Origin of the sequence: Polaromonas sp. OV174, assembly GCF_900112285.1 — a bacterium.
Lineage (GTDB): Bacteria > Pseudomonadota > Gammaproteobacteria > Burkholderiales > Burkholderiaceae_C > Polaromonas.
Window position 1 is genome coordinate 1 of record NZ_FOKZ01000039.1, and the last position, 25157, is coordinate 25157.

General features: G+C 64.9%; 22 protein-coding genes and 2 pseudogenes. 14 read left to right on the top strand and 10 right to left on the bottom strand.

Annotated elements, in window-relative coordinates; all coding sequences use genetic code 11:
• Positions 1-346, top strand: a pseudogene (locus BM160_RS20775) (DDE transposase); the annotation flags it as partial.
• Between the two features lie 113 nt (positions 347-459).
• Here the strand turns inward: BM160_RS20775 and BM160_RS20780 are convergent.
• From BM160_RS20780 to BM160_RS20795, 4 genes are all read right to left on the bottom strand, one after another.
• A complete protein-coding gene (locus tag BM160_RS20780) occupies positions 460-2661 on the bottom strand; it encodes a malate synthase G (protein WP_092008071.1) in 2202 nt (733 codons plus the stop codon).
• A gap of 55 nt (positions 2662-2716) precedes the next feature.
• Complete coding sequence (locus BM160_RS20785) at positions 2717-3502, bottom strand: sulfite exporter TauE/SafE family protein (protein WP_092008072.1); 786 nt, start codon at positions 3500-3502, stop codon at positions 2717-2719.
• Positions 3499-4254: a haloacid dehalogenase type II gene (locus BM160_RS20790; RefSeq protein WP_092008073.1), complete on the bottom strand. Its 756-nt coding sequence runs from the start codon at positions 4252-4254 to the stop codon at positions 3499-3501. The genes BM160_RS20785 and BM160_RS20790 overlap by 4 nt, the downstream gene beginning before the upstream one ends.
• 102 nt (positions 4255-4356) lie before the next feature.
• Complete coding sequence (locus tag BM160_RS20795; RefSeq protein ID WP_092008074.1) at positions 4357-5097, bottom strand: IclR family transcriptional regulator; 741 nt, start codon at positions 5095-5097, stop codon at positions 4357-4359.
• On the opposite strand from BM160_RS20795, the pseudogene BM160_RS23015 reads away from it, so the two are divergent.
• Together BM160_RS23015 and BM160_RS23020 are read left to right on the top strand one after the other, a co-directional pair.
• Positions 5056-6033, top strand: a pseudogene (locus BM160_RS23015) (hydroxymethylglutaryl-CoA lyase); the annotation flags it as partial. The gene BM160_RS20795 and the pseudogene BM160_RS23015 overlap by 42 nt on opposite strands.
• A gap of 156 nt (positions 6034-6189) precedes the next feature.
• Complete coding sequence (locus BM160_RS23020; RefSeq protein ID WP_255369027.1) at positions 6190-7374, top strand: CaiB/BaiF CoA transferase family protein; 1185 nt, start codon at positions 6190-6192, stop codon at positions 7372-7374.
• A gap of 11 nt (positions 7375-7385) precedes the next feature.
• Here the strand turns inward: BM160_RS23020 and BM160_RS20805 are convergent, their stop codons facing one another.
• From BM160_RS20805 to BM160_RS20820, 4 genes are read right to left on the bottom strand one after another with little or no spacing between them, the layout of a single operon-like run.
• Entirely contained in the window at positions 7386-8831 is a 1446-nt protein-coding gene (locus tag BM160_RS20805) for an efflux transporter outer membrane subunit (RefSeq protein ID WP_092008076.1), read from the bottom strand.
• Positions 8828-9949 carry an HlyD family secretion protein gene (locus BM160_RS20810; RefSeq protein ID WP_092008077.1) on the bottom strand — a complete coding sequence of 374 codons (1122 nt, stop codon included), beginning with the start codon at positions 9947-9949 and terminating at the stop codon, positions 8828-8830. Before BM160_RS20810 ends, BM160_RS20805 begins: the two co-directional genes overlap by 4 nt.
• Positions 9950-9961: 12 nt before the next feature.
• On the bottom strand, positions 9962-11575 hold the full coding sequence (locus BM160_RS20815; protein WP_092008078.1) for an MFS transporter: 1614 nt from the start codon (positions 11573-11575) through the stop codon (positions 9962-9964).
• Positions 11572-12192, bottom strand: a complete 621-nt coding sequence (locus tag BM160_RS20820; RefSeq protein WP_177219107.1) for a TetR/AcrR family transcriptional regulator — start codon at positions 12190-12192, stop codon at positions 11572-11574. Before BM160_RS20820 ends, BM160_RS20815 begins: the two co-directional genes overlap by 4 nt.
• A gap of 144 nt (positions 12193-12336) precedes the next feature.
• On the opposite strand from BM160_RS20820, the gene BM160_RS20825 reads away from it, so the two are divergent.
• Complete coding sequence (locus BM160_RS20825) at positions 12337-13251, top strand: LysR family transcriptional regulator (RefSeq protein ID WP_092008080.1); 915 nt, start codon at positions 12337-12339, stop codon at positions 13249-13251.
• Here BM160_RS20825 and BM160_RS20830 read toward each other — a convergent pair.
• A complete protein-coding gene (locus BM160_RS20830; RefSeq protein ID WP_092008081.1) occupies positions 13248-13883 on the bottom strand; it encodes a LysE/ArgO family amino acid transporter in 636 nt (211 codons plus the stop codon). The two genes, BM160_RS20825 and BM160_RS20830, sit on opposite strands and share 4 nt — an antisense overlap.
• Positions 13884-14040: 157 nt before the next feature.
• Between BM160_RS20830 and argP the strand changes: the two genes are divergently transcribed.
• The gene (argP, locus tag BM160_RS20835) at positions 14041-14958 is read left to right on the top strand and encodes an HTH-type transcriptional regulator ArgP (RefSeq protein ID WP_092008082.1); all 918 of its coding nucleotides are present in this window, start codon (positions 14041-14043) and stop codon (positions 14956-14958) included.
• A gap of 175 nt (positions 14959-15133) precedes the next feature.
• On the opposite strand, the gene BM160_RS20840 is transcribed toward argP, so the two are convergent.
• The gene (locus tag BM160_RS20840; protein ID WP_092008083.1) at positions 15134-15439 is read right to left on the bottom strand and encodes a PsiF family protein; all 306 of its coding nucleotides are present in this window, start codon (positions 15437-15439) and stop codon (positions 15134-15136) included.
• 139 nt (positions 15440-15578) lie between these two features.
• Between BM160_RS20840 and argS the strand changes: the two genes are divergently transcribed.
• The 9 genes from argS to BM160_RS20885 all read left to right on the top strand — a co-directional run bounded on the left by argS (position 15579) and on the right by BM160_RS20885 (position 24899).
• Entirely contained in the window at positions 15579-17264 is a 1686-nt protein-coding gene (gene argS, locus BM160_RS20845; RefSeq protein WP_092008084.1) for an arginine--tRNA ligase, read from the top strand.
• A 45-nt stretch (positions 17265-17309) separates the two neighbouring features.
• A complete protein-coding gene (locus BM160_RS20850) occupies positions 17310-17987 on the top strand; it encodes an SPOR domain-containing protein (protein ID WP_092008085.1) in 678 nt (225 codons plus the stop codon).
• Positions 17988-18089: 102 nt separating this feature from the next.
• On the top strand, positions 18090-18755 hold the full coding sequence (locus BM160_RS20855; RefSeq protein WP_092008086.1) for a thiol:disulfide interchange protein DsbA/DsbL: 666 nt from the start codon (positions 18090-18092) through the stop codon (positions 18753-18755).
• A 151-nt stretch (positions 18756-18906) separates the two neighbouring features.
• Positions 18907-19542 carry a lipopolysaccharide transport periplasmic protein LptA gene (gene lptA, locus BM160_RS20860; RefSeq protein WP_092008087.1) on the top strand — a complete coding sequence of 212 codons (636 nt, stop codon included), beginning with the start codon at positions 18907-18909 and terminating at the stop codon, positions 19540-19542.
• A 16-nt stretch (positions 19543-19558) separates the two neighbouring features.
• On the top strand, positions 19559-20341 hold the full coding sequence (gene lptB, locus BM160_RS20865) for an LPS export ABC transporter ATP-binding protein (protein ID WP_092008088.1): 783 nt from the start codon (positions 19559-19561) through the stop codon (positions 20339-20341).
• Positions 20342-20522: 181 nt separating this feature from the next.
• Positions 20523-22070 carry an RNA polymerase factor sigma-54 gene (locus tag BM160_RS20870; RefSeq protein ID WP_092008089.1) on the top strand — a complete coding sequence of 516 codons (1548 nt, stop codon included), beginning with the start codon at positions 20523-20525 and terminating at the stop codon, positions 22068-22070.
• Positions 22071-22151: 81 nt separating this feature from the next.
• A complete protein-coding gene (locus BM160_RS20875) occupies positions 22152-23519 on the top strand; it encodes a THUMP domain-containing class I SAM-dependent RNA methyltransferase (protein ID WP_092008090.1) in 1368 nt (455 codons plus the stop codon).
• Positions 23519-23938: a putative toxin-antitoxin system toxin component, PIN family gene (locus BM160_RS20880; protein WP_092008091.1), complete on the top strand. Its 420-nt coding sequence runs from the start codon at positions 23519-23521 to the stop codon at positions 23936-23938. Before BM160_RS20875 ends, BM160_RS20880 begins: the two co-directional genes overlap by 1 nt.
• Positions 23939-24047: 109 nt before the next feature.
• Complete coding sequence (locus BM160_RS20885) at positions 24048-24899, top strand: UPF0149 family protein (RefSeq protein WP_369821812.1); 852 nt, start codon at positions 24048-24050, stop codon at positions 24897-24899.
• Positions 24900-25157: the final 258 nt, after the last annotated feature.

Consider the following 25157-nt stretch of genomic DNA (forward strand, 5'->3'; position numbering starts at 1 on the left):
AGGCGTGCTGCGCAGCAAGCAGCCAGAATTAGTGATGCAAGAGGTCTGGGGCGTGTTACTCGCCCATACACTGCTTCGGCGGTGGATGCGTTTGATGGCTGAGCACGTGGGTGTGGCACCACTGAGGATCAGCTTTCATACGGCCAAGCACGCCATCATGGGAGCCTTGAACACCGTGCATCTGGCGCGAGCAGGCACTTTGCCAAAGCACTTGCAACTGCTGCTCGATCAGGCTCGTTACTTTGTGCTGCCGCCGCGCCGCCCTGATCGCAGCTTCCCACGCGAGGTCAAGCGATCCACCCGCAGCAAGTACCCATCAAAAAAATGCCAGTCAGCTCTTAACTGACTGGCATTGGCCCTGGGGCGCCGTTTTTTGCATTTATGAATCAAATCAAGCGCTAGCCCTTGGTGAGTCTGCGCAAGAAGCTATCAAATTAATAGCTATTAGGCTAACCCCGTTTAGGCCGTGCCGGCCTTGACCTTCAAGCGCCAGGCATGCAGCAAGGGCTCGGTGTAGCCGCTGGGTTGCACCAAGCCCTTGAACACCAGATCGCAAGCCGCCTTGTAAGCCGCCGAGCTGTCGAAGTTGCCGGCCATGTTTTTGTACAGCGCATCGCCGGCGTTTTGCTTGTCCACCACGGCGGCCATGCGCTCGAAGGTTTCGGTGATTTGCTCTTTGGTCACCACGCCGTGGTGCAGCCAGTTGGCCATGTGCTGGCTGCTGATGCGCAAGGTGGCGCGGTCTTCCATCAGCGCGACGTTGTGGATGTCTGGCACCTTGGAGCAGCCCACGCCCTGATCAATCCAGCGCACCACATAGCCCAGAATGCCCTGGGCGTTGTTGTCGAGTTCCTGCTGTTTCTCGGCGGCGCTCCAGTTGGGCGTGGCCGTCACCGGAATCTGCAGCAGGCCGTTCAGGAAGTTGTCGCGCTCGGCGTTGGCGTCGATTTTTTCCAGCTCTTTTTGCACGTCGGACACCAGCACCTGGTGGTAGTGCAGCGCGTGCAAGGTGGCGGCGGTGGGGCTGGGCACCCAGGCGGTATTGGCGCCGGCCTTGGGGTGGGCGATTTTCTGCTCCAGCATGGCGGCCATCAGGTCTGGCATGGCCCACATGCCCTTGCCGATCTGCGCCTTGCCGCGCAGGCCGCAGCTCAGGCCGACCAGCACATTGTTTTTCTCATAGGCGGCAATCCAGGCGCTGGTCTTCATGTCGCCCTTGCGGATCATGGGGCCGGCCTGCATGGCGCTGTGCATCTCGTCGCCGGTGCGGTCCAGGAAGCCGGTGTTGATGAAGGCCACGCGCGCGCCGGCCGCGGCAATGCAGGCCTTGAGGTTGACGCTGGTGCGACGCTCTTCGTCCATGATGCCCAGCTTGACGGTGTTGGGGCTCAAGCCCAGCAACGCTTCGACGCGGCCAAACAGCTCGGCGGCAAAGGCGACTTCGGCCGGGCCGTGCATCTTGGGCTTGACGATGTAGACCGAGCCGGTGCGCGAGTTCTTGATGCCGGGCTGGTGCTGGCGCTTCAAGTCGTGCATGGCGATGGTGACGGTGACGACCGCGTCCATGATGCCTTCGGGGATTTCCTTGCCGCCGTCATAGAGGATGGCCGGGTTGGTCATCAAGTGGCCGACATTGCGCACAAACATCAGCGAGCGGCCGTGCAGCGTGACTTCGCCGCCTTGCGCCCCTAGGTAGACGCGGTCCGGGTTCAGGCCGCGCGTGAAGGTCTTGCCGCCCTTGCTGACTTCCTCGGTCAGCGTGGCCTGCAATATGCCCAGCCAGTTGCCGTAGGCCAGCACCTTGTCCTCGGCATCGACCACGGCCACCGAGTCTTCTAGGTCCAGGATGGTGGAGAGCGCCGATTCGATCACCAGGTCGCTGACGCCGGCCGCATCGCTTTGGCCTATGGTGGTGCTGCGGTTGATGGTGATGTCTATGTGCAGGCCGTTGTGCTGCAGCAGCACGGACGAAGGTGCCATCGCGTCGCCCTGGTAGCCGATGAATTGCGTGGCATCGGCCAGGCCGGTGCTGCCGCTGGCCAGGGCCACCACCAGCTTGCCGCCTTCCACGCTATAGCCGGTCGCATCCTTGTGCGAGCCGCTGGCCAGAGGCGCCGATTGATCCAGGAAGTTGCGCGCAAAGGCAATCACTTTGGCGCCGCGCAGCGGGTTGTAGCCCCGGCCTTTTTCGGCACCATCGGTTTCTGGAATTGCATCGGTGCCATACAGCGCGTCATAGAGCGAGCCCCAGCGCGAGTTGGCGGCATTCAGGGCGTAGCGCGCGTTCAGAATGGGCACGACCAGCTGCGGCCCGGCCTGCAGCGCCAGTTCGGCATCGACGTTGGCGGTGGTGATGGTGGCTGCCTGCGGCTGCGGCACCAGGTAGCCGATTTTTTCCAGAAACGCACGGTAGGCGGGCATATCGGTGATGGGGCCAGGATGGGCCTTGTGCCAGCCGTCCAGCTCGCTCTGCAGGCGGTCGCGCTCGGCCAGCAGGGCGAGGTTTTTCGGCGCCAGCTCGGCGACGATGGCGTCAAAGCCGGTCCAGAATTTGTCGCTGGCCACACCGGTGCCGGGCAGCACCTTGTCTTCAATGAAACGGTAGAGTTCGGTCGCCACCTGCAGGCCGTGGCTGGTGGTGCGTTGGGTCGGGCTGGTCATGAAAGACTCCTTTTAAAAATGGAAATGGATGCGCGTAAAAAGCAAACGCCTGGCTTCAGCCCAGCGACTTGTAAAAATAATAAAGCGTGAGTGCGCCACCCACGGCAATCACCATGCGGCGCAGCCACGGGCCCTGGATTTTTCGCGCCATGCTGGCGCCCCAATAGCCGCCCAGGCTGGCGGTCAGCAGCATCACCAGCGTGTGCTGCCAGCTCACCGCGCCAGCAACAATAAAGGTCATGACCGTGACGCTGTAAATCAGCGCCGACATCAGGTTCTTCAGCGCGTTGATGTGCTGCACGTCTTCATGGCCACCAATCGCCAGGCTGGCCATCATCAATATGCCCATGCCGGCGCCAAAAAAGCCGCCGTAAATCGACACCAGCAACTGCACCGCCCAGCCTATGGGCGAGCCGGCGTCGTGCTGCGCCTGGGCGATTTTTTCCGCGGCCGGACGCACGCGCTTCAGGGCGGCCGATAACTGCGGGCTGAAGGCAAACAGCAAGGTGGCAAAGGCCAGCAGCCAGGGAATCAGCGCGGCAAAGCGCGCGTCACCGGCGGCCAGCAGCAGCATGCCGCCGACGGCGCCGCCTATCAGCGAGGCCAGGCCCATGGGCAGCAGATAGCGCTTGTAGCGCGACAGCTCGAGCCGGTAGGCCCAGGCGCTGCTCAGGCTGCCCGGCCACAGGGCGACCGAGTTGCTGGCGTTGGCCGCCACCGGGGGCAAGCCGACGGCCAGCATGGCTGGAAACGAGAAAAAAGTGCCGCCGCCGGCGATGGCGTTGACCGCGCCCGCGGCAAAGCCGCCAGCGCCTATCAGGAGGATGTCTAGGGGTGTCATGCGGATGCTCCCGGCAGGGGTGCCAGACCGGGCAAGGCCAGCACGTCGCGCAGGCTGCTGCCGCTGTAGCTGGGCGGGGTGCCCAGTTCCTCGAAGGGCAGCTGGTAGCGATTGACCCAGAGCGTCTGGTAGCCGTACCAGGTGGCGGCCAGCGCGTCCCAGCTGTTGCAGCTGACAAAGGCGATTTGCCGCGCCGCCAGCCCGGTGGCCTGCGGGCCCAGCGCGTAGGCGTCGGGATGGGTTTTGTATTTGCGGATGGCGTCGACGCTGATCACATGATCGAGCAGGCCTTCCAGTCCGGCGGATTTGACGGCCACGGCCAGCATGGACGGATCGCCATTGGACAAAATGCCGGTGACCAGGCCGCGTGCTTTCAGGGCCTGCAGCACCTCGCGGTTTTCCGGAAACGCCGACAAATGCCGGTATTGGTTCATCAGCTGCTCGACTTTGGCATCAAATCCGGCTGCAACCCAATCGTTACGGGCGCTGATAACTATCTTTTTGATAGCGTAAACGAGCGCGGACCGGGTCAGCGCCCAAAAGGGCTGGTAGTGCGCGCCATGGTCGCAGGTGGTCACCAGCCGCGTGTATTCGATCTGCTTGTCGCGCCACAACAGGCCCAGGGCCTGGCCATGGCCGGGGAACAACTGCTCGGCCGCCAGGTTCACGCTGTAGACGTCAAACAGCGTGCCATAGGCGTCAAACAGCACGGCGCGAATAGCTGGGGGCGAGCTGGCGCGGGTTTTTTCCATCCCGCTACTTTATTTGATATGTGGACCGCTATTGATTAACGACAAATCGTTTTATTGGTGACATTTATGCAGGTAATTTAAGAGCATGGACTCGTAAGCGGCTCAGGCCAGGCCGTTCAATTGGCGGGCCGCTGCCAGCACCTTTTGCACATGCGCTTGGTCGTAGCGTTCGGCCGGCATGGTCAGGGTCAGGGCGGCGGCCAGGCTGCCGTCGGCCTTGAATACAGGCGCGGAAATCCCGGCCACGCCCGCCAGCCGGTCGCCCGTGGCCGAAAAATAGCCTTGGGCCCGGATCTCGGCATACAGTTTTTTGTCCCGCGCCGTCAGGGTGCCGGCCGTCTGGGGGCCAAAAGCCGTCAACACCCGGCCGCCAGTGCCGCGATCCAGCGGCAGCAGGTCGCCCGCCTGGAGATGGTCGCGCACCGGCTGGGGCGAGTCCACGCGGTAGCGGCACAGTCGCACCGCTTCGGCGCCCTGGCCCTGCACCAGATGGTAGGCGGCGCTTTCCCGGGTGACGGCCACCAGCTCGCGCAGCACCGCCATGACGGCGCGGTCCAGTGAAAACGAGGCGGCGTAGACCGCGTTGAGCCGCGCCACTTCGCTGCCCAGCGCGTAGCCGCCGCCCTCCAGCCGCCGCACCAGCCGCGCATGTTCCAGCGAGGCCAGCAAGCGCAGCACCGTGCTCTTGTACAACTGGGTGCGGGCGGCCAGTTCGGACAGCGTCAGCGAGGCCTCGCCCAGGCGAAAGGCCGACAGCAGGCTCACGGCACGGTCTACCGCGGCGGCGCCGCCGGGCGCGGCATGGCGGTCGGCCACGGATTCGGTCTGGGCTTTGCGGGGCATGGCTGTCCTTGGGATGGCGTGGGTAGGCTTGACAAGCGCGGGCTAATCCGCGAATATTTCATTCTAAAGAACCTTGTTCTATCTTATGGAATTATTTTTGTGAATGCAAGCACCCCTAGCTCCCAGGTCTTGATCAGTGAAGTCGGGCCGCGCGATGGTCTGCAGTCGGTCGCCTCCATCATGCCGACGGCTGACAAGCTGCGCTGGATTGATGCGCTCTATGCGTCTGGCCTGCGCGAGATCGAGGTCGCCTCCTTTGTGCCGGCCAAGCTGCTGCCGCAGATGGCGGACGCCGCCGAGGTGGTGCGCCACGCCATCACCTTGCCCGGCCTCAACGTGATGGCGCTGGTGCCCAACCGCCGCGGCGCCGAGGCCGCGCTGGCTGCGGGCGCGCACAAGCTCACCATGCCGGTGTCGGCCAGCGCCGCGCACTCGCTGGCCAATGTGCGCAAGACGCGCGAGGCCATGGTGGAGGAGTTGCGCGCCATCGCCGAGCTGCGCGCCAGTGTTGCGCCCCGCGCCCTGCTGGAAGTGGGCATTTCCACCGCCTTTGGCTGCACCCTGCAGGGCGAGGTGGCCGAGGACGAGGTGATCTGGCTGGCGGCGCAATGCGTGGCGGCCGGTGCGGACGAGGTCGGCCTGTCGGATACCGTCGGCTACGCCAATCCGGCGCAGGTGCGCCGCCTGTTCAGGCGCTTGCGCGCCGAAATTGGCCGCCATGCGGGCGCGGCCCACATGCACAACACGCGCGGGCTGGGGCTGGCCAACTGCCTGGCCGCCTACGAGGAGGGGGTGCGCACTTTCGATGCCTCCCTGGGCGGGCTGGGCGGCTGCCCCTACGCGCCCGGCGCCTCGGGCAACGTCGTTACCGAAGACCTGGTGTTCATGTTCGAGGCCATGGGCGTGCGCACCGGGGTCGATCTTGAAAAACTCATGGCAGCGCGCGCGCCCCTACGGGCGGGTTTGCCGGGCGAGCCGCTGCACGGCATGACGCCAGAGGCCGGCTTGCCCAGGGGCTTTGTGACTGGCGCCAGTCTCACGTTACCAGCTGCGCCTGCCGAACCTGCAGCAGCGCACAGCGCTAGCGGCGCGGTGCCGCTGCCTTACGCCGGTGTGCGCGTCGTCGAGTTCACCCACATGGTGATGGGCCCGACCTGCGGCCTGCTGCTGGCTGACCTGGGCGCCGAGGTCATCAAGGTCGAGCCGCTGGAGGGCGACAGCACGCGCCGCCTGCTGGGCTCGGGTTCGGGCTTTTTTCCGACCTTTAACCGCAACAAGAAAAGCATTGCGCTGGATCTGAAACAGCCCGAGGGCGTGGAGGCCGCGCTGCGCCTGATCGCCACCGCCGACATCGTCAGCGAGAACTTCAAGCCCGGCACCATGAAAAAGCTGGGCCTGGACTACGAGACGCTGAAAAAGCTCAATCCGCGCCTCATCTATGTCAGCCACAAGGGCTTTTTGCCCGGCCCTTACGAAAACCGCACGGCGCTCGACGAGGTGGTGCAGATGATGGGCGGCCTGGCCTATATGACGGGGCGCGCCGGCGATCCGCTGCGCGCCGGCAGCAGCGTCAACGACATCATGGGCGGCATGTTTGGTGCCATTGGCGCCATGGCCGCGCTGCGCCAGCGCGACTTGACCGGCAAGGGCTGCGAGGTGCAGTCGGCGCTGTTCGAGAACAATGTGTTTTTGGTGGCGCAGCACATGATGCAGTTCGCCGCCACCGGCAAGGCCGCCGACCCCATGCCCAGCCGCATCTCGGCCTGGGCGGTGTATGACGTGTTTACCGTGAAGGACGGCGAGCAAATCTTTTTGGCCGCGGTGAGCGACAAGCAGTGGGCGATTTTCTGCAAGGCCTTCGGCCTGGCGGAGATGCTGGCCGACCCGCGCCTCAAAAGCAACAACGACCGCGTGCTGGCGCGCGACTGGATGATGCCCCAGCTGCGCTCGCACCTGGCGCCCTATAGCGCGGCCGAACTCAGCGCCGTGTTTGAAAAAAACGAGCTGCCGTTTGCGCCCATCACCAAGCCGCAAGACTTGTTCGACGACCCGCACCTCAACGCCACCGGCGGCCTGGCGCCCGTGCGCATGAACGACGGCAGCACCGCCAAGGTGCCGCTGATGCCCTTCACGCTGGACGGCGCTCGCCCGCAAATCCGCCTGCAGCCGCCCACGCTGGGCCAGCACAGCCAGGCATTGCTCAAAGAAGTCGGCTACAGCGAGGTGGACATCGCCCGGCTCAAAGCCAGCAAGGTCATGTCAGGCGACACCCTGTGACGCTTTGCTTCTTAATTGATAGCTGTTGGCGCTTGTGTGGCAAGGGATAGAGCCTTGTTTGATGCATAAACAGGCGACCAACCCCCGCCCAGCGCGCGGTACAGGCCGATCTGCGCCGCGAGCTGGTCGGCGCGCAGCTGCAGCGCGCTTTGCTCGGCGCTGAACAGGTTGCGCTGGGCGTCCAGCTCGTCGAGGTAGGAGGCATAACCTTCGCGGTAGCGGTTGCTGGCGATGCGCAGTGTCTCTTGCAGCGCCGTTCGCTGCGCCTGCACCTCCACGCCCTGGCGCCCCAGCTCTTCCACAGCAGTGAGCTGGTCCTCGACTTCGGCAAAGGCCGTCAGCACGGCTTTTTCATAGCCGGCCAGCGCCTGCTTGCGCCGCGCATCCGAGGCGCCGACCTGCGCCCGCAGCCGGCCGCCATCAAAGAGTGGCGCCAGCACGCTGCCGCCCAGGCCCCACAAGGTGAAGGGGTTGCCCGTGAGTGCGCTGGAGCTGATGCCGCCCAAGCTGGCCGACAGGCGCAGCGCAGGCAGCAACTGGGCGCGCGCGGCCGCCAATTGCGCATCGCCGGCGGCCAGCTGCGCTTCGGCGCCCGCCAGGTCGGGGCGGCGGCGCAACAGCTCGGACGGCAAGCCGGTGGCTGGCAGGGCCGGCAACTGCAAGGCTTGCAGCGCCAGCCCACGCGGCACAGCGCCGGGCGCGGCGCCGGTCAGCACGTTGAGCCCATGCTCCTGGCGGCGTATCGCCAGGGCGAGTTGCGGAATGGCTTGCGCGGTGGCGCGGTATTCGGCTTCGCTTTGCTGGGTTTCCAGCGCCGAGCTGTAGCCGCGCTGCTGGCGTGAGCGCGCCAGTTGCAGCGCCGATGCGCGTGCGGCCAGCGTCTGCTGCGCCACTTCCAACCGGGCATCTAGACCGCGCAGATTGATGTAGGCCGCAGCAGTGCTGGCCGCCACGCTCAGCGCGGCGCTGTCGCGTGCGGCCTGGCTGGCCTGCAACTGGGCGGCGGCGGCGCGGTTCAGCTCACCCAGCTTGCCCCACAGGTCGACTTCATAGGCGGCCTGGAACTGCGGCTGGAACACGCTGGCGTCATAAGGCCTGCCGGTCGCGGCGCTGATGCTGCGGCTGCGCTGCAGGCCGGCGCCCAGGTCCAGACTGGGGCCGCTGGCGGCCTGCTGTGCTTCGCCAAGCGCGCGCGCCTCGGCCACGCGGGCGGCGGCAATGTGCAAATCGGTGTTGTGGGCCAGGGCCTGCTCCACCAGCGTATCCAGCGCCGGGTCGCCAAAGGCGCGCCACCAGCCGGCTTGCAGCGCCGCGCCGGCTGGCACATTGGACGTGGTTTGCCAGGCCGTGGGCAGGGCCAGTGCCGGCATGGCGGCGTTGGGCGTGCTGCCGCAGGCCGACAGCAGCAGGGCGGCGGCCAGGCCCAGCGCGCCACAGGTCAGCAGCGGCGATTTCATGAGTGATTTTCCGTGCTGCCCGGATGGGCTTCGGCGCGAGTGTCCACGTCCACCACCACCGACATGCCGGGGCGCAGCCGCTGCGCCATGGCCTGATCCGGATCAACGGCGATGCGCACCGACAGGCGCTGCGGGATCTTGGTGAAGTTGCCGGTGGCGTTGTCCTGCTTGATCACGCTGAATTCCGAACCGGTTGCCGGCGACAGGCGCTCTACATGGCCTGTGAGTTCGGCGTCGGCCAAAGCATCGACGTGAAAGCGCACCGTCTGGCCGGGCGCCATGCGGGCGGTCTGGGCCTCCTTGAAGTTGGCCACTATCCACACCTGCGCCGGCACTACCGCCATCAGCTGGGTGCCGGGTGTGACGTACTGGCCGAGCTTGACGCCGACCTCGCCGACCTGGCCGTTGCGTGGTGCGCGGATCTGGGTGTTGTCCAGGTCAATCTCGGCGAGTTTGACGGCGGCGCGGGCGGCGGCTACGCCGGCCTGCACGGCGTCGCGGTTCACCACCACGGTCTGCAAATCCTGCGTGGCCACGGCCTTGCCGGCCTGGGCCTGCTGGGCGCTGGCCTCGGCCTGCTTCACGCTGGCTTCGGCCTGGTGCAGCGCGGCTTCGGTCTGGTCGCGTTCGCGTTGCGACAGCGAGCCGTCCTGCGCCAGCGGCGTGGCGCGGCGCATGTCGGCCTGGGCGCGCTGCAACTGGGCCCTGGCATTGGCCAACTGGGCGGCGGCGCCGGCAATCTGGGCCTGCGTGCTGCCTATGGCGGCTTCGCGGGCGCGCCTGGCCTGCACGGTGTTGGCCAGATTGGCTTCCTGTGCGGCCAGGCTGCTGCGCGCCTGCTCCAGTTTTTGGCGGTAGCTGCGGTCGTCGAGTTTGACCAGTACCTCGCCGGCCTTCACCGCCATGTAGTCCTGCACCCTGACCTCGGCCACATAGCCGTCCACCTTGGGCGCGACGATGGTGACCATGCCGTGCACATAGGCGTTCTCGGTCGACTCGGTGCCGGTGTGGAAAGGCGGCAGGCGCCAGGCGTAAAGAATCAGTCCCAGGCAGGCGAGCGTGGCGGCCAGCACGATCCAGGTGCCGCGGGCGCGCAGGGTTTTGTTTAGAAAAGTCATGGTAGAGGTCGATCAGGAAGAAGAGAGGGCAGTCGCCGCCGTGGTGTGGCGCCGCGCGCGGTGCCAGCGATGGGTCTTGATGCCGGCAAACACCAGAAAGCCCAGCGTGGAGGTCAGCGCCACCGTGTGGAACAAGTCGTTGTAGGCCATCACATAAGACTGCTGCGTGACCTGCTGGCTGAGCAGGGCGAGCGCCTGGTTGCCGCGCGCGGCAGCGTCGTTCAGGGTGGAGGCATAAGCGCCGCCCAGCTGCGCCAGGCGCTGCGCGACCTGCGGATCGGACAACTGCAGGTGCTCGACCAGCTGGCCGTAATGCAGGCGCTGGCGCTCGGCCAGCAAGGTGGACAGCCAAGCCTGGCCGACCAGGCCCGCCAGCGCCTGGCCGCCGCTGAACACGGCGATGAAGCTGATGAGGTTTTTCATGCCGCTCGCGACCACATGGCCAAAGCCCTGCAGCAGGGCCGTGGCCAGGAACATGGCGCTGGCCACGGCCAGCAGGGTTTGCGACAGGTAGAGATCGTGCGGCCGCGTCAGCACGGTGGACTGGCCGTCCATCCAGGCGGCGGCCATGATCAGCACCAGGGCGATGTCGCCCAGCAGTGCGAAGCGGCGCTTGGGCAGGGCCAGAAGCGCGAGCAAAAAGCCCACCCCCGTGCCTACCGTGACCCAGACGAAGAGCGGGTGCATCTGGTCGTTGGTGAAGCCCAGCGTGTTCATCAGGCCGACCGCGCCTATGGTCTGCTCCGAGAGCACAACACGGAACAGCAAAATCGCGCCCATGAAGCGCAGCATGAAGGGGCTGCTCAGCCAGCGCAGATCCAGCAGCGGCTTGTCGCGCTGCAGCTCGATGGCGACGTAAAGACCAAAGCACAGCACGGCGCCTGCCAGGCAAACGCCCAGCCAGGGCGTGTCGCTCCACCAGTGCAGCCGGCCCTGCGTCAGCACCACGCACAGCAGCGCCAGTGCGGTGGCATACAGGGCGAAGACGATGCCGTCGCCGCGTGCAAACATCTGCTGCGTGGGCATGGGCTTGAGGCGCACCACATTGATCGCGGCCAGGCACAGAAAGGCCAGCCCGACATCGACAAAGTTCAGCCCCAGCCACTGGCCGTTTTGCAGCAGGTCTTCAGAAATGATGCGCGACAGCGGCCCGCCCAGCTGCAGCGCGGCAAAACCGAGCAAGGCGCCGACGATGGCCTTGGCGGGCGGGAAGGCCTGCATCATGTAGAGCACCGCCAGGCTGCTGATGGGCGCGGCCGCCAGACCGAGCGCGGCGCGCACCACCATCGCCGAGCCCAGCTGCTGCGTGAACAAATGAGCCAGCGCCAGCAACAGGTAAAGACCGATCACGATGTCGGCGAACCAGCGCAGGCCGTACTGGTAGCGCACCTTGGTGAGCAGCAGCGTGGCCGAGAGGTTGGTCGCGAAATAGGCGGTGGTGAGCCAGCTGGCCTCGGTGGCGGTGGCGCCCAGCGAACCCTGTATGCCGCTGAGGTTGGAATTGACCAGGTTGACGCCCAGGCCCTGGGTCAGACCCAGCAGCAAAGCCACCGCGATAAAGCTCAGGCTTTGCCACAGGTCACTGGCCGGGGCCGGCGGCGTGGCAGCCACGGGCGCAGCGCTCATGGTTTCATGGCGTTTTCTTCTGGCGCTGCGGGGCGCAGCATGGGCATCACCATGGCGTCCACCAGGTGCTCTATGGAAGCGCGCGTGACCTGCTGGGAGCGGGTGTTGTAGCGGTGCAAAATCATGGCCGGCACGACGTCCAGCAAGTCCTCCATCTCCGCCGGCGCAGCGATTTCGCCGCGCCCGATGGCCCGCTCGAACAAGGCCAGCACATTGGCGCGCCGCGCGGTGAGCCGCTCCGGCGCCACTTTGGCGGTCCAGACCAGGTGCTGGCGCACATTGCCCAGCATCTCCTGCACCGCGGCCTGCATCACATGGTTGCCGATGCCGTAGTAGTGCGCGTAGAGCTGCACCAGGTCGTTGCGCAGCGAGCCGGTGTCTACCTCCACATCTATGGGCGAGTACAGCGTCAGCGCCTCGGCCAGCAATTCGTCCTTGGACTTCCAGCGCCGGTACAGCGAAGCCTTGCCGGCGCCGGCACGCTGCGCCACGGCCTCCATGGTGACGGCCGCCATGCCGCTCTCGCCGAGCAGTTCCATGGCGGCGTGCAGGATGCTGGCGTCCAGCGCGGCATCGCGCGGGCGGCCGGGAGAGGGTGTTGCAGGGACTGGGGTCATTGGATATACGGAACGGTTTAGTTTCGAAACAAGAGTGTATCGAAAAATGGCTGAGCTTGCTCGCAAGGCGGGCAAGCGCGGTTGATTTGCTGGAATCAAGGGCTGATGTGGCTTGATTCCAAACATTTATTGCCATAATCGGCCATGGACAAACTCAAGCAGCTGGAATCCTTTGTGTCGGTAGTAGCTCGTGGCAGCCTGACGGCGGCCGCCAGGGCGGAGGGCGTAGCGCCCGCCATCATGGGCCGGCGCCTGGATGCGCTGGAGGAGCGGCTGGGCGTCAAGCTGCTGGTGCGCACCACCCGGCGCATCGCCCTGACGCACGAGGGCAGCGCCTTTCTGGAAGACTGCCAGCGCCTGCTGGCCGATCTGGCCAATGCCGAGGCCAGCGTTTCCGCCGGCGGCGTCAAGGCCAGCGGCCATTTGCGCATCACGGCACCGGCCGGCTTTGGCCGCCGCCATGTGGCGCCGCTGGTCACCAAATTTCGCGAGCAGCATGCCGAGGTGACGATTTCGCTGAATCTGAGCGACCGGGTGGTGGACTTGGCCGGCGAAGGTTTCGACTGCGCGGTGCGGGTCGGCGACCTGCCGGACTCCTCGCTGGTGAGCGTGCGCATGGCCGACAACCGGCGCCTGTGCGTCGCCACGCCGCGCTATTTGCAGCGCCACGGCACGCCGCAGCACCCCGGCGAGCTGGCTAAATTCGATTGCCTGACCTTGTCTAGCGATGCCTCGCAAACCCGGGGCTGGGCATTCACGGTAGACGGCGAGCTGGTGTACCTGAAACCGGGCGGCCCGCTGGACTGCTCCGACGGCCAGGTCTTGCACGACTGGTGCCTGGCCGGCTACGGCATTGCCTGGCGCAGCACCTGGGAGGTGGAGTCGGAAATTGCCGCCGGCCGTCTGGTGGCGCTGCTGCAGGATTTCGCCGCCCCGCCGAATGGCATTTATGCCGTGTTTCCGCAGCGCAAGCATTTGCCGCTGCGGGTGCGGTTATGGATAGATTTCCTGAAGCATCACTACGGCCAGGCCGAGTTCTGGGGCACCTCCCCGACCTAGAACAGGCCCGCCAGCAGCCACAGCGCGGTGCCCCACATCATCAGCGCCACCAGGCCGTCGAGTGCGCGCCAGATGCCCGGTGAGTTCAGGCGGGCGCCCAGGCCCCACATGGCCAGACCCAGGGCGCTAAACCACAGCAGCGAGCCGGTGATGGCACCGAGGCCGAACACCGCGTTGTCGGGCTGGGCGTAGGCCAGCGAGGCGCTGCCCATCAGCACGGCGGTGTCCAGCCAGGCGTGCGGATTGAGCCAGGACATGGCCAGCGCCACGCCTATGGCCTGGCGGCGCGACATGCCCGGGTCCTGTGCCGTATCTGCATTCAGCTCGGACGGGGCGGCGGGCTGCAAAAAGCGTCGAAACGCCTGGGCGCCATAAATCATCAGCACCAGTGAGCCCGCGCCCGTGAGCGCCCCCATCAGCTTGCCCGACAGGCCGCCCAGTTGCGCCAGTCCGGCGATGCCCAGGGTGATCAGCACGATGTCGGTCAGCACGCAGACGGCAATCGTCAGCCACAAATGCTGGCGCCGCAGGCCCATGCGCATGACGTGAGCGTTTTGCGGGCCTATGGCCATGATGAGAGACAGGCTTAAAGCCAGGCCGGAGAAGAAGGCCGGAGCGGTGAACAGATTCATGACGCGGATGGGAGATGGGCTGGAAGGTGTTGAGGACTAAAGGCCGCAGCCCTGGGGGCTTGGGTCTGCTGGCTTGCCATGAGTGTCATAAAAAAAGCATAAAAATTAAACAAAATTAAATAGAATTAACATTTATTAATAAAAACTTGATTTGTCCATGCTCGATGCCCGCCAACTCGATGCGCTCGCCGCCGTGATTGAATCCGGCAGCTTTGGCGCGGCCGCCAAAGCCCTCAGCCTGACGCTGGCGGCGGTGTCGCTGCGCATCAAGTCGCTGGAGGACACGCTGGGGCAAAGGCTGCTGGTGCGCGGCAAACAGCTGCGTGCCACGCCCGCCGGGCTGGCCCTGCTGGGTCACGTCAAGCAGTTGCGCCTGATGGAGGCCGACCTGCTGGCCAACTGGCAGGGCGGCGGCGCCGGCCGGGCCGGGCGCATGCAAAGCCTGAGCGTGGCCGTCAATGCGGACTCGCTGACGGGCTGGTTTTTGCCGGGCGTGGTCGGGGCGCTGCAGCAGCACCGCTTGCTGCTGGACATCGTGGTGGATGACCAGGACCACACCCATGACGCGCTGAAAAGCGGTGAGGTGACCGGTTGCGTCACCACCCTGGCGCGGGCCATGCAGGGCTGCGTCGCCGAGCCCCTGGGCGTGATGCGCTACCGCTGCATGATTGCGCCGGCGCTGATCGCCCAGTGGGGGCCGGCCGCAGCCACCGGCGGCATGGCGCTGGCCAAGCGCCTGCTGCGCAGCCCGGCGGTGATCTTCAATCGCAAGGATGGCTTGCAAGATGCCTATCTGGCGCAGCATTTCAATCTGCGCGATGCCCAGTATCCGCGCCACTTCGTGCCGGCGGTCGATGGCTTTGACCTGGCGCTGGAGCTGGGCATGGGCTGGGGCATGGTGCCCGATGTGCTGGCGGCGGCGCGCCCCGATCGCCTGGCGCTACAGGAAGTGTGGGCGGGGCATCCGGTGGACGTGATGCTTTATTGGCAGCACTGGGCCCGCGAGCCCTTGGCGGCGCAGCGCCTGACGCAAGTCATCAAGCAGGCGGCGCGCGAGCGTCTGCTGCAGCCCTGAGGCCGTTGGGCCGCTGATTGGGCATAAAACAAGGCTCTGGCGTAATACCAGCAGGCGCAGACAGCTATTAAATTGAGAGTGTTTTGCTTGGCCGGCTGGTGGTGCCGGCGCTGAAACGACAACAGCCTGCAAGAAGCTTGCAGGCTGTCGGTGCGGGCGCTTGACCCTTAGAAGCTTATTTGCTCAGGCACTCTTTCATGAAGGCCTTGCGCTCGTCGCCTTTTTTGTCCTTGGCGTCAACATTGCAGGTTTTCATCTTGGTCTGCTGGGTCGCTGGTGCGGCCACTTCCTTTTTGGCGCTCAGACATTCCTTCATGAAAGCCTTGCGCTCATCGCCCTTTTTGCCCTCGGCGTCCTTGTTGCAGGTGGTCATTTTGCTTTGCTGGGCGGTTTTGGCTGGTGCGTCGGCGGCCTGGGCCAGGGGCGAGAGACCCATAGCGAAGGCAAACGTGACGGCGATCAGGGACAGCAGCTTTGTCATGGTGGCTCCAATAAAGAGTTTGAGGAACAGGGATTGAGTTCCGGCTGGAATTCCAACACATAACGCCGTGGCGGGCAAATCCGATGACCGCCCACCGGGGCGGGGAGGCCGGCGCCCGGCTTAACCGTAAAATCCGGCCATGCTCACGATTAAAAAAGACCTGCTTGCGGCCCTGGCCGTCGCGCTTGACGAACTCTCTCCCGGCGCCGGCGACAAGGCGGCTTTTGAATCCCCCAAGGTGGCGGCCCACGGCGATTTCGCCTGCACCGCCGCCATGCAGCTGGCCAAGCCACTCAAACTCAATCCGCGCCAGACGGCGGAAAACCTGCGCGCCCTGCTGTTGCAGGCCCCGGCCTTTGAGCACTGGGTCGATGCGGTGGAGATCGCCGGCCCGGGCTTCATCAACATCCGGCTCAAGCCCGCCGCCAAGCAGGAAACCGTGCGCGAGGTGCTGCAAGCCGGTGCCCAGTACGGCAAGCAAGCCGCCGACAGCAGCCGCAAAATGATTGTCGAGTTCGTCTCGGCCAACCCGACCGGCCCGCTGCATGTGGGCCATGGCCGCCAGGCCGCCCTGGGCGATGCCATCTGCAACCTGTTTGCCACCCAGGGCGCCCAGGTCTGGCGCGAGTTTTATTACAACGACGCCGGCGTGCAGATTCACACCCTGGCCACCAGTACGCAGGCGCGCGCCAAAGGCCTGAAACCGGGCGATGCGGCCTGGCCCGAATCGGCCTACAACGGCGACTACATCGCCGACATCGCTGCCGACTTTCTGGCCAAAAAGACGGTACACGCCGACGACCGTGAATTCACCGCCTCCGGCGACATTGAGGATCTGGACTCGATTCGCCAGTTCGCCGTGGCCTATCTGCGCCATGAGCAGGATCTGGATCTGCAGGCCTTTTCGGTCAAGTTCGACAACTATTACCTGGAGTCCAGCCTGTACAGCTCGGGCCGGGTCGAGGCCACCGTGGCCAAACTTACGGCGGCCGGCAAGACCTATGAGCAGGACGGCGCGCTGTGGCTCAAGTCCACCGACTACGGCGACGACAAAGACCGCGTCATGAAAAAGGGCGACGGCAGCTACACCTACTTCGTGCCCGACGTGGCTTACCACCTGGCCAAATGGGAGCGCGGTTTCGCCAAGGCCATCAACATCCAGGGCATGGACCACCACGGCACCATTGCCCGGGTGCGCGCCGGGCTGCAGGCGGCGGATGCCGGTATTCCCCAGGGCTATCCCGACTATGTGCTGCACACCATGGTGCGCGTGGTGCGCAACGGCGAAGAGGTGAAGATCTCCAAGCGTGCCGGCAGCTATGTCACCCTGCGCGACCTGATCGAGTGGACCAGCGCCGACGCCGTGCGCTTTTTCCTGCTCAGCCGCAAGCCAGATACCGAGTACATCTTTGACATTGACCTGGCGCTGGCCAAGAACAATGAAAACCCGGTCTACTACGTGCAGTACGCGCATGCCCGCATCTGCTCCATCCTGACCACCTGGGCGGCCCAGGGCGGCGACGAAAATCGCCTCAAGGATGTGGACCTGTCGGCCCTGACCAGCCCGCAGGCCCAGGCGCTGATGCTGCTGCTGGCCAAATACCCCGAGATGCTGGGCCATGCCGCCAATGGCCTGGCGCCGCACGACGTGGCGTTTTACCTGCGCGAGCTGGCCGCCTGCTATCACAGCTACTACGACGCCGAGCGGATTCTGGTGGACGAAGAGGCGGTCAAGCTGGCGCGGCTGGCACTGGTCGCCGCCACTGCGCAGGTGTTGCACAATGGCCTTGCGGTGCTGGGCGTCAGTGCGCCCCGCAAAATGTAAATCCACCCATCCCACCATCAGAGTCGGCAAGGAAGTCGGGCAAGTATGACGAAACAAAGAGGCGGAACCCTGCTGGGTTTGATTATTGGCGCGCTGGTCGGCCTGGGCGCCGCCCTGGCCGTGGCGGTTTACATCACCAAGGTGCCTGTGCCCTTCATGAACAAGAGCCAGCCGCGCAATCCCGACAGCGATGCCGCCGAAGCCAAGAAAAACAAGGACTGGAACCCGAATGCACCGCTGGCCGGGAAACCCCTCGCCAAACCGGTAGTTACCCCGGAAGTCAGCCCTGTGACCGTGCCCGAGGGCGTCACCTTGCCACCCCCGCTGGTGGTGACGGTGCCCAAGGCGCCGGCGTCTGCGGTTGCCGCTGCCAAACCGGCAGCACCGGCGGTACCGGCCAAGCCCGCCGTCTCGGCTGACCCGCTGGGCGATCTGGTCAAGGCCAAGACCAAGGCAGAGGCTACGCTGTCCACTGCGAGCGCCGACCCTTTCAGCTACTTCATCCAGGCGGGGGCCTTTCGCACCCCGGAGGATGCCGAGCAGCAGCGCGCCAAGCTCTTGCTGCTGGGCATGCAGGCCAAAGTCAGTGAGCGCGAACAATCGGGCCGCACCGTCTACCGCGTGCGGGTGGGGCCGTTTGACAAGAAGGACGATGCCGACAAGGTCAAGGAGCGGCTGGACAACATCTCCATAGAAACGGCCTTGGTCCGGGTGCAGCGCTAAGCCGACGGAACTTTTTCCAACTTGGGCATCCAACCCCTGGCGGGGCAGGGCCCCTGTGACACCAACAACTTAGTTACCCCCGTAATTCCAGGAGAAAAATTGATGCAACGACGTGAATTTTCGCTTTCGGCCGCTTCCGTGGCAGCCGCTGCCACTTTGGGCGCCGCTGTGCTGCCCACCGCAGCGCAAGCCCAGGCCGCCGCCTTCAAAGATGGCAGCGACTACCTGACGCTTGGCAAACGGGCGCCTGTCGAGGCGTCGGCGGGTCAGGTCGAAGTGGTGGAGTTCTTCTGGTACAACTGCCCGCACTGCAATGCTTTTGAGCCGCAGTTCGATGCCTGGGCGAAAAAAGTCCCCAAGGATGTCAGCATCCGGCGCGCGCCGGTGGCCTTCCGCCCTGATTTCGAACCGCAGCAGCGCTTGTACTTTGTCCTCGAAGGCATGGGCAAGGTCGAGGAGCTGCATAAAAAAGTGTTTTACGCCATTCATGTGGAAAAGCAGTCGCTCAACACGGCCGAACAGGTGGCGGCCTGGGCCGAGAAGCAGGGCATTGCCAAGGCCAAGTTTGTCGCAATGTACAACTCGTTTTCGGTCAGCACCAAGGTGCGCAAGGCCACCCAGCTGCAAGACGCTTATGCCGTGGACGGCGTGCCGGCCCTGGGCATTGATGGCCGTTACTTCACTTCCGGCACACAGGCACAAACCCTGGCGCGCGCTTTGCAGGTCACCGATGCGCTGATTGCGCAGTCCCGCGGCAAGGCCAAGTAAGCCGAGCCAGGCGGCTGGCTTTACCGTGCTATCCAAAAACCCGCCCGCAACCGGCGGGTTTTTTCATGGATCAAATGTTTCCTTCTGGCGATTCCCGCAGCCGGCATCGCTACAATCGTCAAACTCTCCAAGCCAGCAAGATTCGTGCCTTATGAAACACCTGTTTTTCTCCCTGATCGTTACAGCCGCTCTGGCGGCGGGAGCCGTGTTTCCGGCGGCGGCCGAAAAAGCCGACCGCGACAAGCCCATGAATGCCGAGGCCGATGCCTTGCGCTATGACGACCTGAAGCAAACCAGCGTCTTCACGGGTAACGTGGTTATCACCAAGGGCACGACCATAGTTCGCGGCGCGCGGGTCGATGTCTCGCAAGACCCCGAGGGCTACCAGCTGGCGATTGCCATAGCGGAGCCCGGCAAGCTGGCCTACTACCGCAAAAAGCGCGATGGCGTTGACGAATACATAGAGGGCGAGGGCGAGCGTATCGAATACGACAGCCGCGCCGATCTGGTCAAGTTCATCAAGCGGGCCGTGGTGCGCCGCTACAACGGCGCCACGCTGGTCGACGAAACCACCGGCGGCCTGATTGTTTATGACAACAACACCGACGTGTTCACCGTCGATGGCGGCGCGCAAAACCGCACGGCGGCCAACCCCAGCGGCCGGATTCGCGCCATGCTGTCACCACGCGCAGCCGCCTCGGCACCGGGCACGCCGCCCGCCGCGCCTGCCACCGGGCCGCTGCCCAGCCTGCGCTCCAGCACGACGCTGGGCAATGAGAAAAAATAGAAAGAAGCCCTAAGCGATGACTGTGGTGACTGACACTTCGGCGGCCGATGCCGCAACGCCCAGCCGCCTGGTGGCGCAGGGCTTGCAGAAATCCTACGGTCGCCGCCAGGTGGTCAAGGATGTTTCGCTGTCGGTGAAAAAGGGCGAAGTGGTCGGCCTGCTGGGCCCCAATGGTGCGGGCAAAACCACCTCGTTCTACATGATCGTCGGCCTGGTGCGTGCCGATGCCGGTGAAATCTCCATCGACGGCCAGTCGGTCGAGCACATGCCCATCCACCTGCGCGCCCGCTTGGGCCTGAGCTACCTGCCGCAGGAGGCCTCGATCTTTCGCAAGCTCACGGTGGAAGAAAACGTGCGTGCCGTGCTGGAGCTGCAGCGCGACGCCGCTGGCAAGCCGCTGGGGCGCGCCGACATTGAAGCGCGGCTCGATGCCTTGCTCAAAGACTTGCGGGTCGATCATTTGCGCGACTCGCCGGCGCCGGCCTTGTCGGGCGGCGAACGCCGCCGCGTCGAGATTGCGCGGGCGCTGGCAACCCAGCCGCGTTTCATCTTGCTGGACGAGCCTTTTGCCGGCATTGACCCGATCGCCGTGATCGAGATCCAGCGCATCATCGGTTTCCTGAAATCGCGCGGCATTGGCGTGCTGATCACCGACCACAATGTGCGCGAGACCCTGGGCATTTGCGACCACGCCTACATCATCAGCGACGGCCATGTGCTGGCCACCGGCACGCCCTCAGAGATCGTGGAAAACGCCGATGTGCGCCGGGTCTATCTGGGCGAACATTTCCGCATGTGATGAAGGATTGGCTCCCCCCTGTTGCTTGCTCGCTTCGTGTAGCGGCCTCTCCCGCTCCGGGGGACGGCGCCTGCGGCCTGGCAAAGCTGGTTTCCCGGCCCCTGCTGGCTAGGGACTCACGGGCACGCCGCGCAGGGCCGCCCCAAGCCAGGCTAGCCCCCTCGGGGAGCGTGGGGGCAGCATGAAGCCGGGTCTGTCATTACGCATCTCGCAGCATCTGACGCTGACACCGCAGCTGCAGCAGTCGATACGCCTGTTGCAGTTGTCCACCCTGGAGCTGAGCCAGGAAGTCGAGCAGATGCTGGACGACAACCCCTTTCTGGAGCTGGCCGAAGAGAGCGCCGCACGCGAGGAATTCGGCCTGGAGCAGGCCGACACGCCGGTCAGCCAGGACAGCCAGGAATTGGAGTTTGCTACTGATCTGATAGCTGGTGGCGCAGATTCTACGGGCGCTACAGGCCAAAATGATGCTGAATCCAGCGTCGAGACTAGCTCCGAAGCCAAGCTGGAGGAAAGCTGGGACGGTGACGGCACCGTGGAGTCCGTGCCCGACGACAGCGAGTGGGGCGGCGACGCGCCGGCCCGCAAGAACAACCTGGACGAGGGCGATGCCGAGGCCTCGGACCTCACCGGCGCGCACGAGTCGCTGCAAGACCATTTGCACCGCCAGGCGCTCAGCCTGCGGCTGTCCGAGGAAGACCGCGCGGCCCTGTACTTCCTGATCGAGTCGCTCAATGACGATGGCTACCTGGAAGACAGCCTGGCCGAACTGGCCGCCGGCCTGGCCGGCGCCGATCTGGAAGCGGCCGAAGAGCTGGCGCAGCGCTTTGCCATGGCGCTCAAGCTGCTGCAACACATGGAGCCGGCCGGTGTCGGCGCGCGCAACCTGGCCGAATGCCTGGGCCTGCAGCTGCTAGACGGCAAAAACAACGACGACACCCGCGCCGCCATCGCGATCTGCAAGCAGCCCATGGAATTGCTGGCCAAGCGCGATGTCAAGCGCCTGTCCTATCTGTGCGGTTTTCCCGAGGCCGTGCTCAAACGTGCCATCGCCCTGATCGCCAGGCTGGACCCCAAGCCCGGTCGGCGTTTTGCCAACGTCGAGCGCAACCTGATCGTGCCCGATGTCATCGTCGTCAAGTCGGGCCGGGGTTTCAAGGTTTCGCTCAATGGCGATGTCATGCCGCGCCTGCGCGTGCACGACATCTATGCCAGCGCCCTGAAGCAGCACAGAGGCCACGGCGGGGCGGAGCTGCAGCAGCGGCTGCAGGAGGCGCGCTGGTTCATCAAGAACATCCAGCAACGCTTTGACACCATCTTGCGCGTCAGCAGCGCGATTGTTGAACGGCAAAAAAACTTTTTCACCCATGGCGAGCTGGCCATGCGCCCGCTGGTGCTGCGCGAGATCGCCGACGAGCTGGGCCTGCACGAGTCCACCATTTCCCGCGTCACCACCGCCAAGTACATGAGCACGCCCTTTGGCACTTTTGAGCTGAAGTATTTCTTTGGCTCGGCGCTGGGCACGGAAACCGGCGGCAATGCCTCCAGCACGGCGGTGCGCGCCCTGATCAAGCAGTTTGTCAGCTCCGAGAGCCTGACCAAGCCGCTCAGTGACAATCAGATCTCGGAAATGCTCAAGGAGCAGGGCATTGAATGCGCGCGCCGCACCGTGGCCAAATACCGCGAAGCCCTGCGCATCGCGCCCGCCAGCTTGCGCAAGTCGCTGTAAGCGCCTGCACCCTCTTTACTTTCACGTCGCCGCCCGGCAGCATTGCAGGCCGGCCTCACGCCAAATTTTCAAAGCCTATTTATGAATCAACTCCAATTATTTTTGCCTTGCGCTGCCGGCGTGGAGGCCTTGCTGGCCACCGAAGTGCAGCGTGTCACCGGCATTCAGGGCAAGGCCTGGCGCGCCGGCGTGCAGTTGCAGGGCTCCTGGCGCGACGCGCTGCAGCTCAATCTGCACAGCAGCCTGGCGCAGCGCGTGCTGATCGAGCTGCAGCACAACCAGTACCGCAGCGAGCAAGACCTCTACAACGCAGCGGCCAACGTGGCCTGGGAAATCTGGTTCACGCCCAAGCAGACCTTCAAGATCGAGATCACGGCCCAGCACAGCCCGCTGCAAAGCCTGAACTTTGCCGCGCTGAAGATCAAGGACGCCATCGCCGACCGCTTTCGCCACAAGTTCAACGACGTGCGGCCCAGCGTCGACACTCGCTGGCCAGATGTGCGCATCTATGTGCACCTGACCACGGACACCGTCACCATCTACATAGACACCTCGGGTGAGCCGCTGTTCAAGCGCGGCTGGCGCGAAGACAAGGGCGATGCGCCGCTGAAGGAAACCCTGGCCGCCGCCATGATTGCCGCCAGCGGCTGGGACCAGCTATGCAAACAGGGCGTGCCGCTCTACGACCCCTGCTGCGGCTCCGGCACCATCGCCATCGAGGCGGCTCGAATGGCTTGCAACATCGCGCCCGGCATCAGCCGCAAGTTCGCCTTCCAGAAATACCTGCCCTTCCAGGCCCATGTCTGGGACGGCCTGCTGGACCAGGCCGAGGCCGCCATCACCGAGCCGACGGCGCCGGTGTTCGGCAGCGATGTGTCTTTCCGCATGGTGGACTTCGCCGAACGCAATGCCGAGCGCGCGGGTGTGGCCAATGCCGTGCAGTTTCGCGGCGGTGATGCGCTGCAGCGCATGCCGCCCGCGCCCTCGGGCGTGATGCTGGTGAACCCGCCTTACGGCGAGCGCATCGACGTGGCGGGCGTGGCCGGCATCACCGGTGTGCAGGGCCGCCATCAAAGGGATGAGCGCCGCCAGCCCGTGGACGAGTTCGGCCAGCCCCTGAGCACGCAGGCCGGCTATGAGAACGAGGCGCCGCGCGACCGCTCGGCCAACCCCGGCCGCGAGCAGGCACAAAACGCCTGGGGCGAAGAGGCCAATGACTTCTTCCCGCAGCTGGCCGCGCACTGGAAGAAAAACTACGCCGGCTGGACCGCCCATGTGCTGACGCCAGACCTCAAACTGCCGAGCAAGATGCGCCTGAAAGAATCGCGCCGCGTGCCGATGTGGAACGGCCCCATCGAATGCCGGCTGTTCCGCTTTGACATGGTGGCCGGCTCGGCCCGGGGCAAGCCCGCAGGCCCGCCTGCCGACGCCGCTCCCGCCCAAGCGTGATGCCGGACAAGGCACGCCAGCCCATCGTGCTGGACACCAACATCGTGCTCGATGTGTTCATCTTCAGCGACGCGGCCTCCCTGCCCTTGAAGGCCGCGCTGGCCGCCGGCGAGCTCGACTGGGTGGCGACCCAGCCCATGCGCGACGAGCTGGAGCGCGTGCTGGCCTACAAGCAGCTGGCACCGCGGCTGGATTTCTACCAGCTGAGCGCGGACGACGTGCTGGCTGGTTTTGACCGCCATGCCCGCCTGACGGAGGTGGCGCCCAAGGCCAGCGTGACCTGCAGCGATGCCGACGACCAGAAGTTCATCGACCTGGCGGTCTCGCTGCAATGCCGGCTGCTGAGCAAGGACAGACATGTTCTTTCTATGAAAAAAAGGCTGCTAGCCCTTGATGTGCAAGCGCAGGCAGCTCTTTAAACAATAGCAATCTGATGACCTGCAGCCGCTGAAACTGCCAGCGACCGCAGCCAGGCAGATACACTTTCCACCTTATCAGAGCCTCACGGGAGGCTCAGGACCGTATCGCATGAAAACGCCATTTCCCCCCACTCCCCCCTCCACCTCCGCCAAATTGCCGGCCGCCGCCGCGCTGGAGCAGCCCCTGATGGAGTCCGAAGCCTTTGACGAGCTCGACACCATTCTTGACGACCTGCGCAGCCGCTACGACGAAACGCCGCAATGGGAGTTTTGTGAAGGCTTCATGGCCGCCGTGCTGTGTTCGCGCCGCCCCATTGGCGCCGACGAATACCTGCCGGTGCTGCTGGCCACGCCCGCCGAGGGCGAAGCGCCCGACGACGAGGGTGGCTCATTTGCCAGCGACGCGCAACGCGAGCGCTTTCTGGAACTCTGGAACCAGCGCTGGAACGAAGTCGCCACGGCGCTGGACTCCGAGGTGGATTCGCTGGAAGACGACAACTGCTACCACCCCGAGGTGATGGACATTCGCGGCGCCGTCGCCGACATGCCGCCCGAAGAGCAGGCCGCCTTCAAGGGCGAAGACCTGCCGGCCTTTGCCCAGGTCTGGGCGCTGGGCTTCATGTTTGCCGTGGAAAGCTGGCCCGACGAGTGGATGGCACCGCGCGACAAGGACGCCGCCAAATGGCTGGACGGCGCCCTGCAGGCCGTGGTCGCCATGACCGAAGACGACACCGCCACGCCAGAAGTCTCGCCTCTGAGCGAAGAAGGCACGCCCAGCACCAGCATTGCCCGGCTCAATGCCTTTGGCGAAGCCATCTGGGCGGTGTACGACCTGCGCGAGTTATGGAAAAACATGGGCCCGCGGGTGGAAACCGTGCGGGTCGAGGCCACGCCCGGACGCAACGATCCCTGTTACTGCGGCAGCGGCAAGAAATACAAGAAGTGCCACGGGGCGGGGTGAGGTTGGGCCTGAAATTCAGGCTTTATTGCTGCTGATTTGAGCGCCAACTGCTTGCACCTGCTGGCCGGGGGTAGCCCGGCAGCTACTCACTTTTCTTTGCTTCGCCAAAGAAAAGTAAGCAAAAGAAAGGCGACCCTACTGTCTGCGGCCCTTCGCTGCGCTCCGGGCACCCTGCGGTGCTCGGTCCAGCCGGGGTCTCGTGCAAACTCGCCTGCGGCTCAGACAAGCACGAGCCCTGATCCGTCTGGCCCTGCGCTC

Bases quoted from the DNA above. Each gene is read 5' to 3' on its own strand.
- BM160_RS20780 (WP_092008071.1), bottom strand. From the start codon at position 2,661: ATGACCAGCCCGACCCAACGCACCACCAGCCACGGCCTGCAGGTGGCG.
- BM160_RS20785 (WP_092008072.1), bottom strand. From the start codon at position 3,502: ATGACACCCCTAGACATCCTCCTGATAGGCGCTGGCGGCTTTGCCGCG.
- BM160_RS20790 (WP_092008073.1), bottom strand. From the start codon at position 4,254: ATGGAAAAAACCCGCGCCAGCTCGCCCCCAGCTATTCGCGCCGTGCTG.
- BM160_RS20795 (WP_092008074.1), bottom strand. From the start codon at position 5,097: ATGCCCCGCAAAGCCCAGACCGAATCCGTGGCCGACCGCCATGCCGCG.
- BM160_RS20805 (WP_092008076.1), bottom strand. From the start codon at position 8,831: ATGAAATCGCCGCTGCTGACCTGTGGCGCGCTGGGCCTGGCCGCCGCC.
- BM160_RS20810 (WP_092008077.1), bottom strand. From the start codon at position 9,949: ATGACTTTTCTAAACAAAACCCTGCGCGCCCGCGGCACCTGGATCGTG.
- BM160_RS20815 (WP_092008078.1), bottom strand. From the start codon at position 11,575: ATGAGCGCTGCGCCCGTGGCTGCCACGCCGCCGGCCCCGGCCAGTGAC.
- BM160_RS20820 (WP_177219107.1), bottom strand. From the start codon at position 12,192: ATGACCCCAGTCCCTGCAACACCCTCTCCCGGCCGCCCGCGCGATGCC.
- BM160_RS20825 (WP_092008080.1), top strand. From the start codon at position 12,337: ATGGACAAACTCAAGCAGCTGGAATCCTTTGTGTCGGTAGTAGCTCGT.
- BM160_RS20830 (WP_092008081.1), bottom strand. From the start codon at position 13,883: ATGAATCTGTTCACCGCTCCGGCCTTCTTCTCCGGCCTGGCTTTAAGC.
- argP (WP_092008082.1), top strand. From the start codon at position 14,041: ATGCTCGATGCCCGCCAACTCGATGCGCTCGCCGCCGTGATTGAATCC.
- BM160_RS20840 (WP_092008083.1), bottom strand. From the start codon at position 15,439: ATGACAAAGCTGCTGTCCCTGATCGCCGTCACGTTTGCCTTCGCTATG.
- argS (WP_092008084.1), top strand. From the start codon at position 15,579: ATGCTCACGATTAAAAAAGACCTGCTTGCGGCCCTGGCCGTCGCGCTT.
- BM160_RS20850 (WP_092008085.1), top strand. From the start codon at position 17,310: ATGACGAAACAAAGAGGCGGAACCCTGCTGGGTTTGATTATTGGCGCG.
- BM160_RS20855 (WP_092008086.1), top strand. From the start codon at position 18,090: ATGCAACGACGTGAATTTTCGCTTTCGGCCGCTTCCGTGGCAGCCGCT.
- lptA (WP_092008087.1), top strand. From the start codon at position 18,907: ATGAAACACCTGTTTTTCTCCCTGATCGTTACAGCCGCTCTGGCGGCG.
- lptB (WP_092008088.1), top strand. From the start codon at position 19,559: ATGACTGTGGTGACTGACACTTCGGCGGCCGATGCCGCAACGCCCAGC.
- BM160_RS20870 (WP_092008089.1), top strand. From the start codon at position 20,523: ATGAAGCCGGGTCTGTCATTACGCATCTCGCAGCATCTGACGCTGACA.
- BM160_RS20875 (WP_092008090.1), top strand. From the start codon at position 22,152: ATGAATCAACTCCAATTATTTTTGCCTTGCGCTGCCGGCGTGGAGGCC.
- BM160_RS20880 (WP_092008091.1), top strand. From the start codon at position 23,519: ATGCCGGACAAGGCACGCCAGCCCATCGTGCTGGACACCAACATCGTG.
- BM160_RS20885 (WP_369821812.1), top strand. From the start codon at position 24,048: ATGAAAACGCCATTTCCCCCCACTCCCCCCTCCACCTCCGCCAAATTG.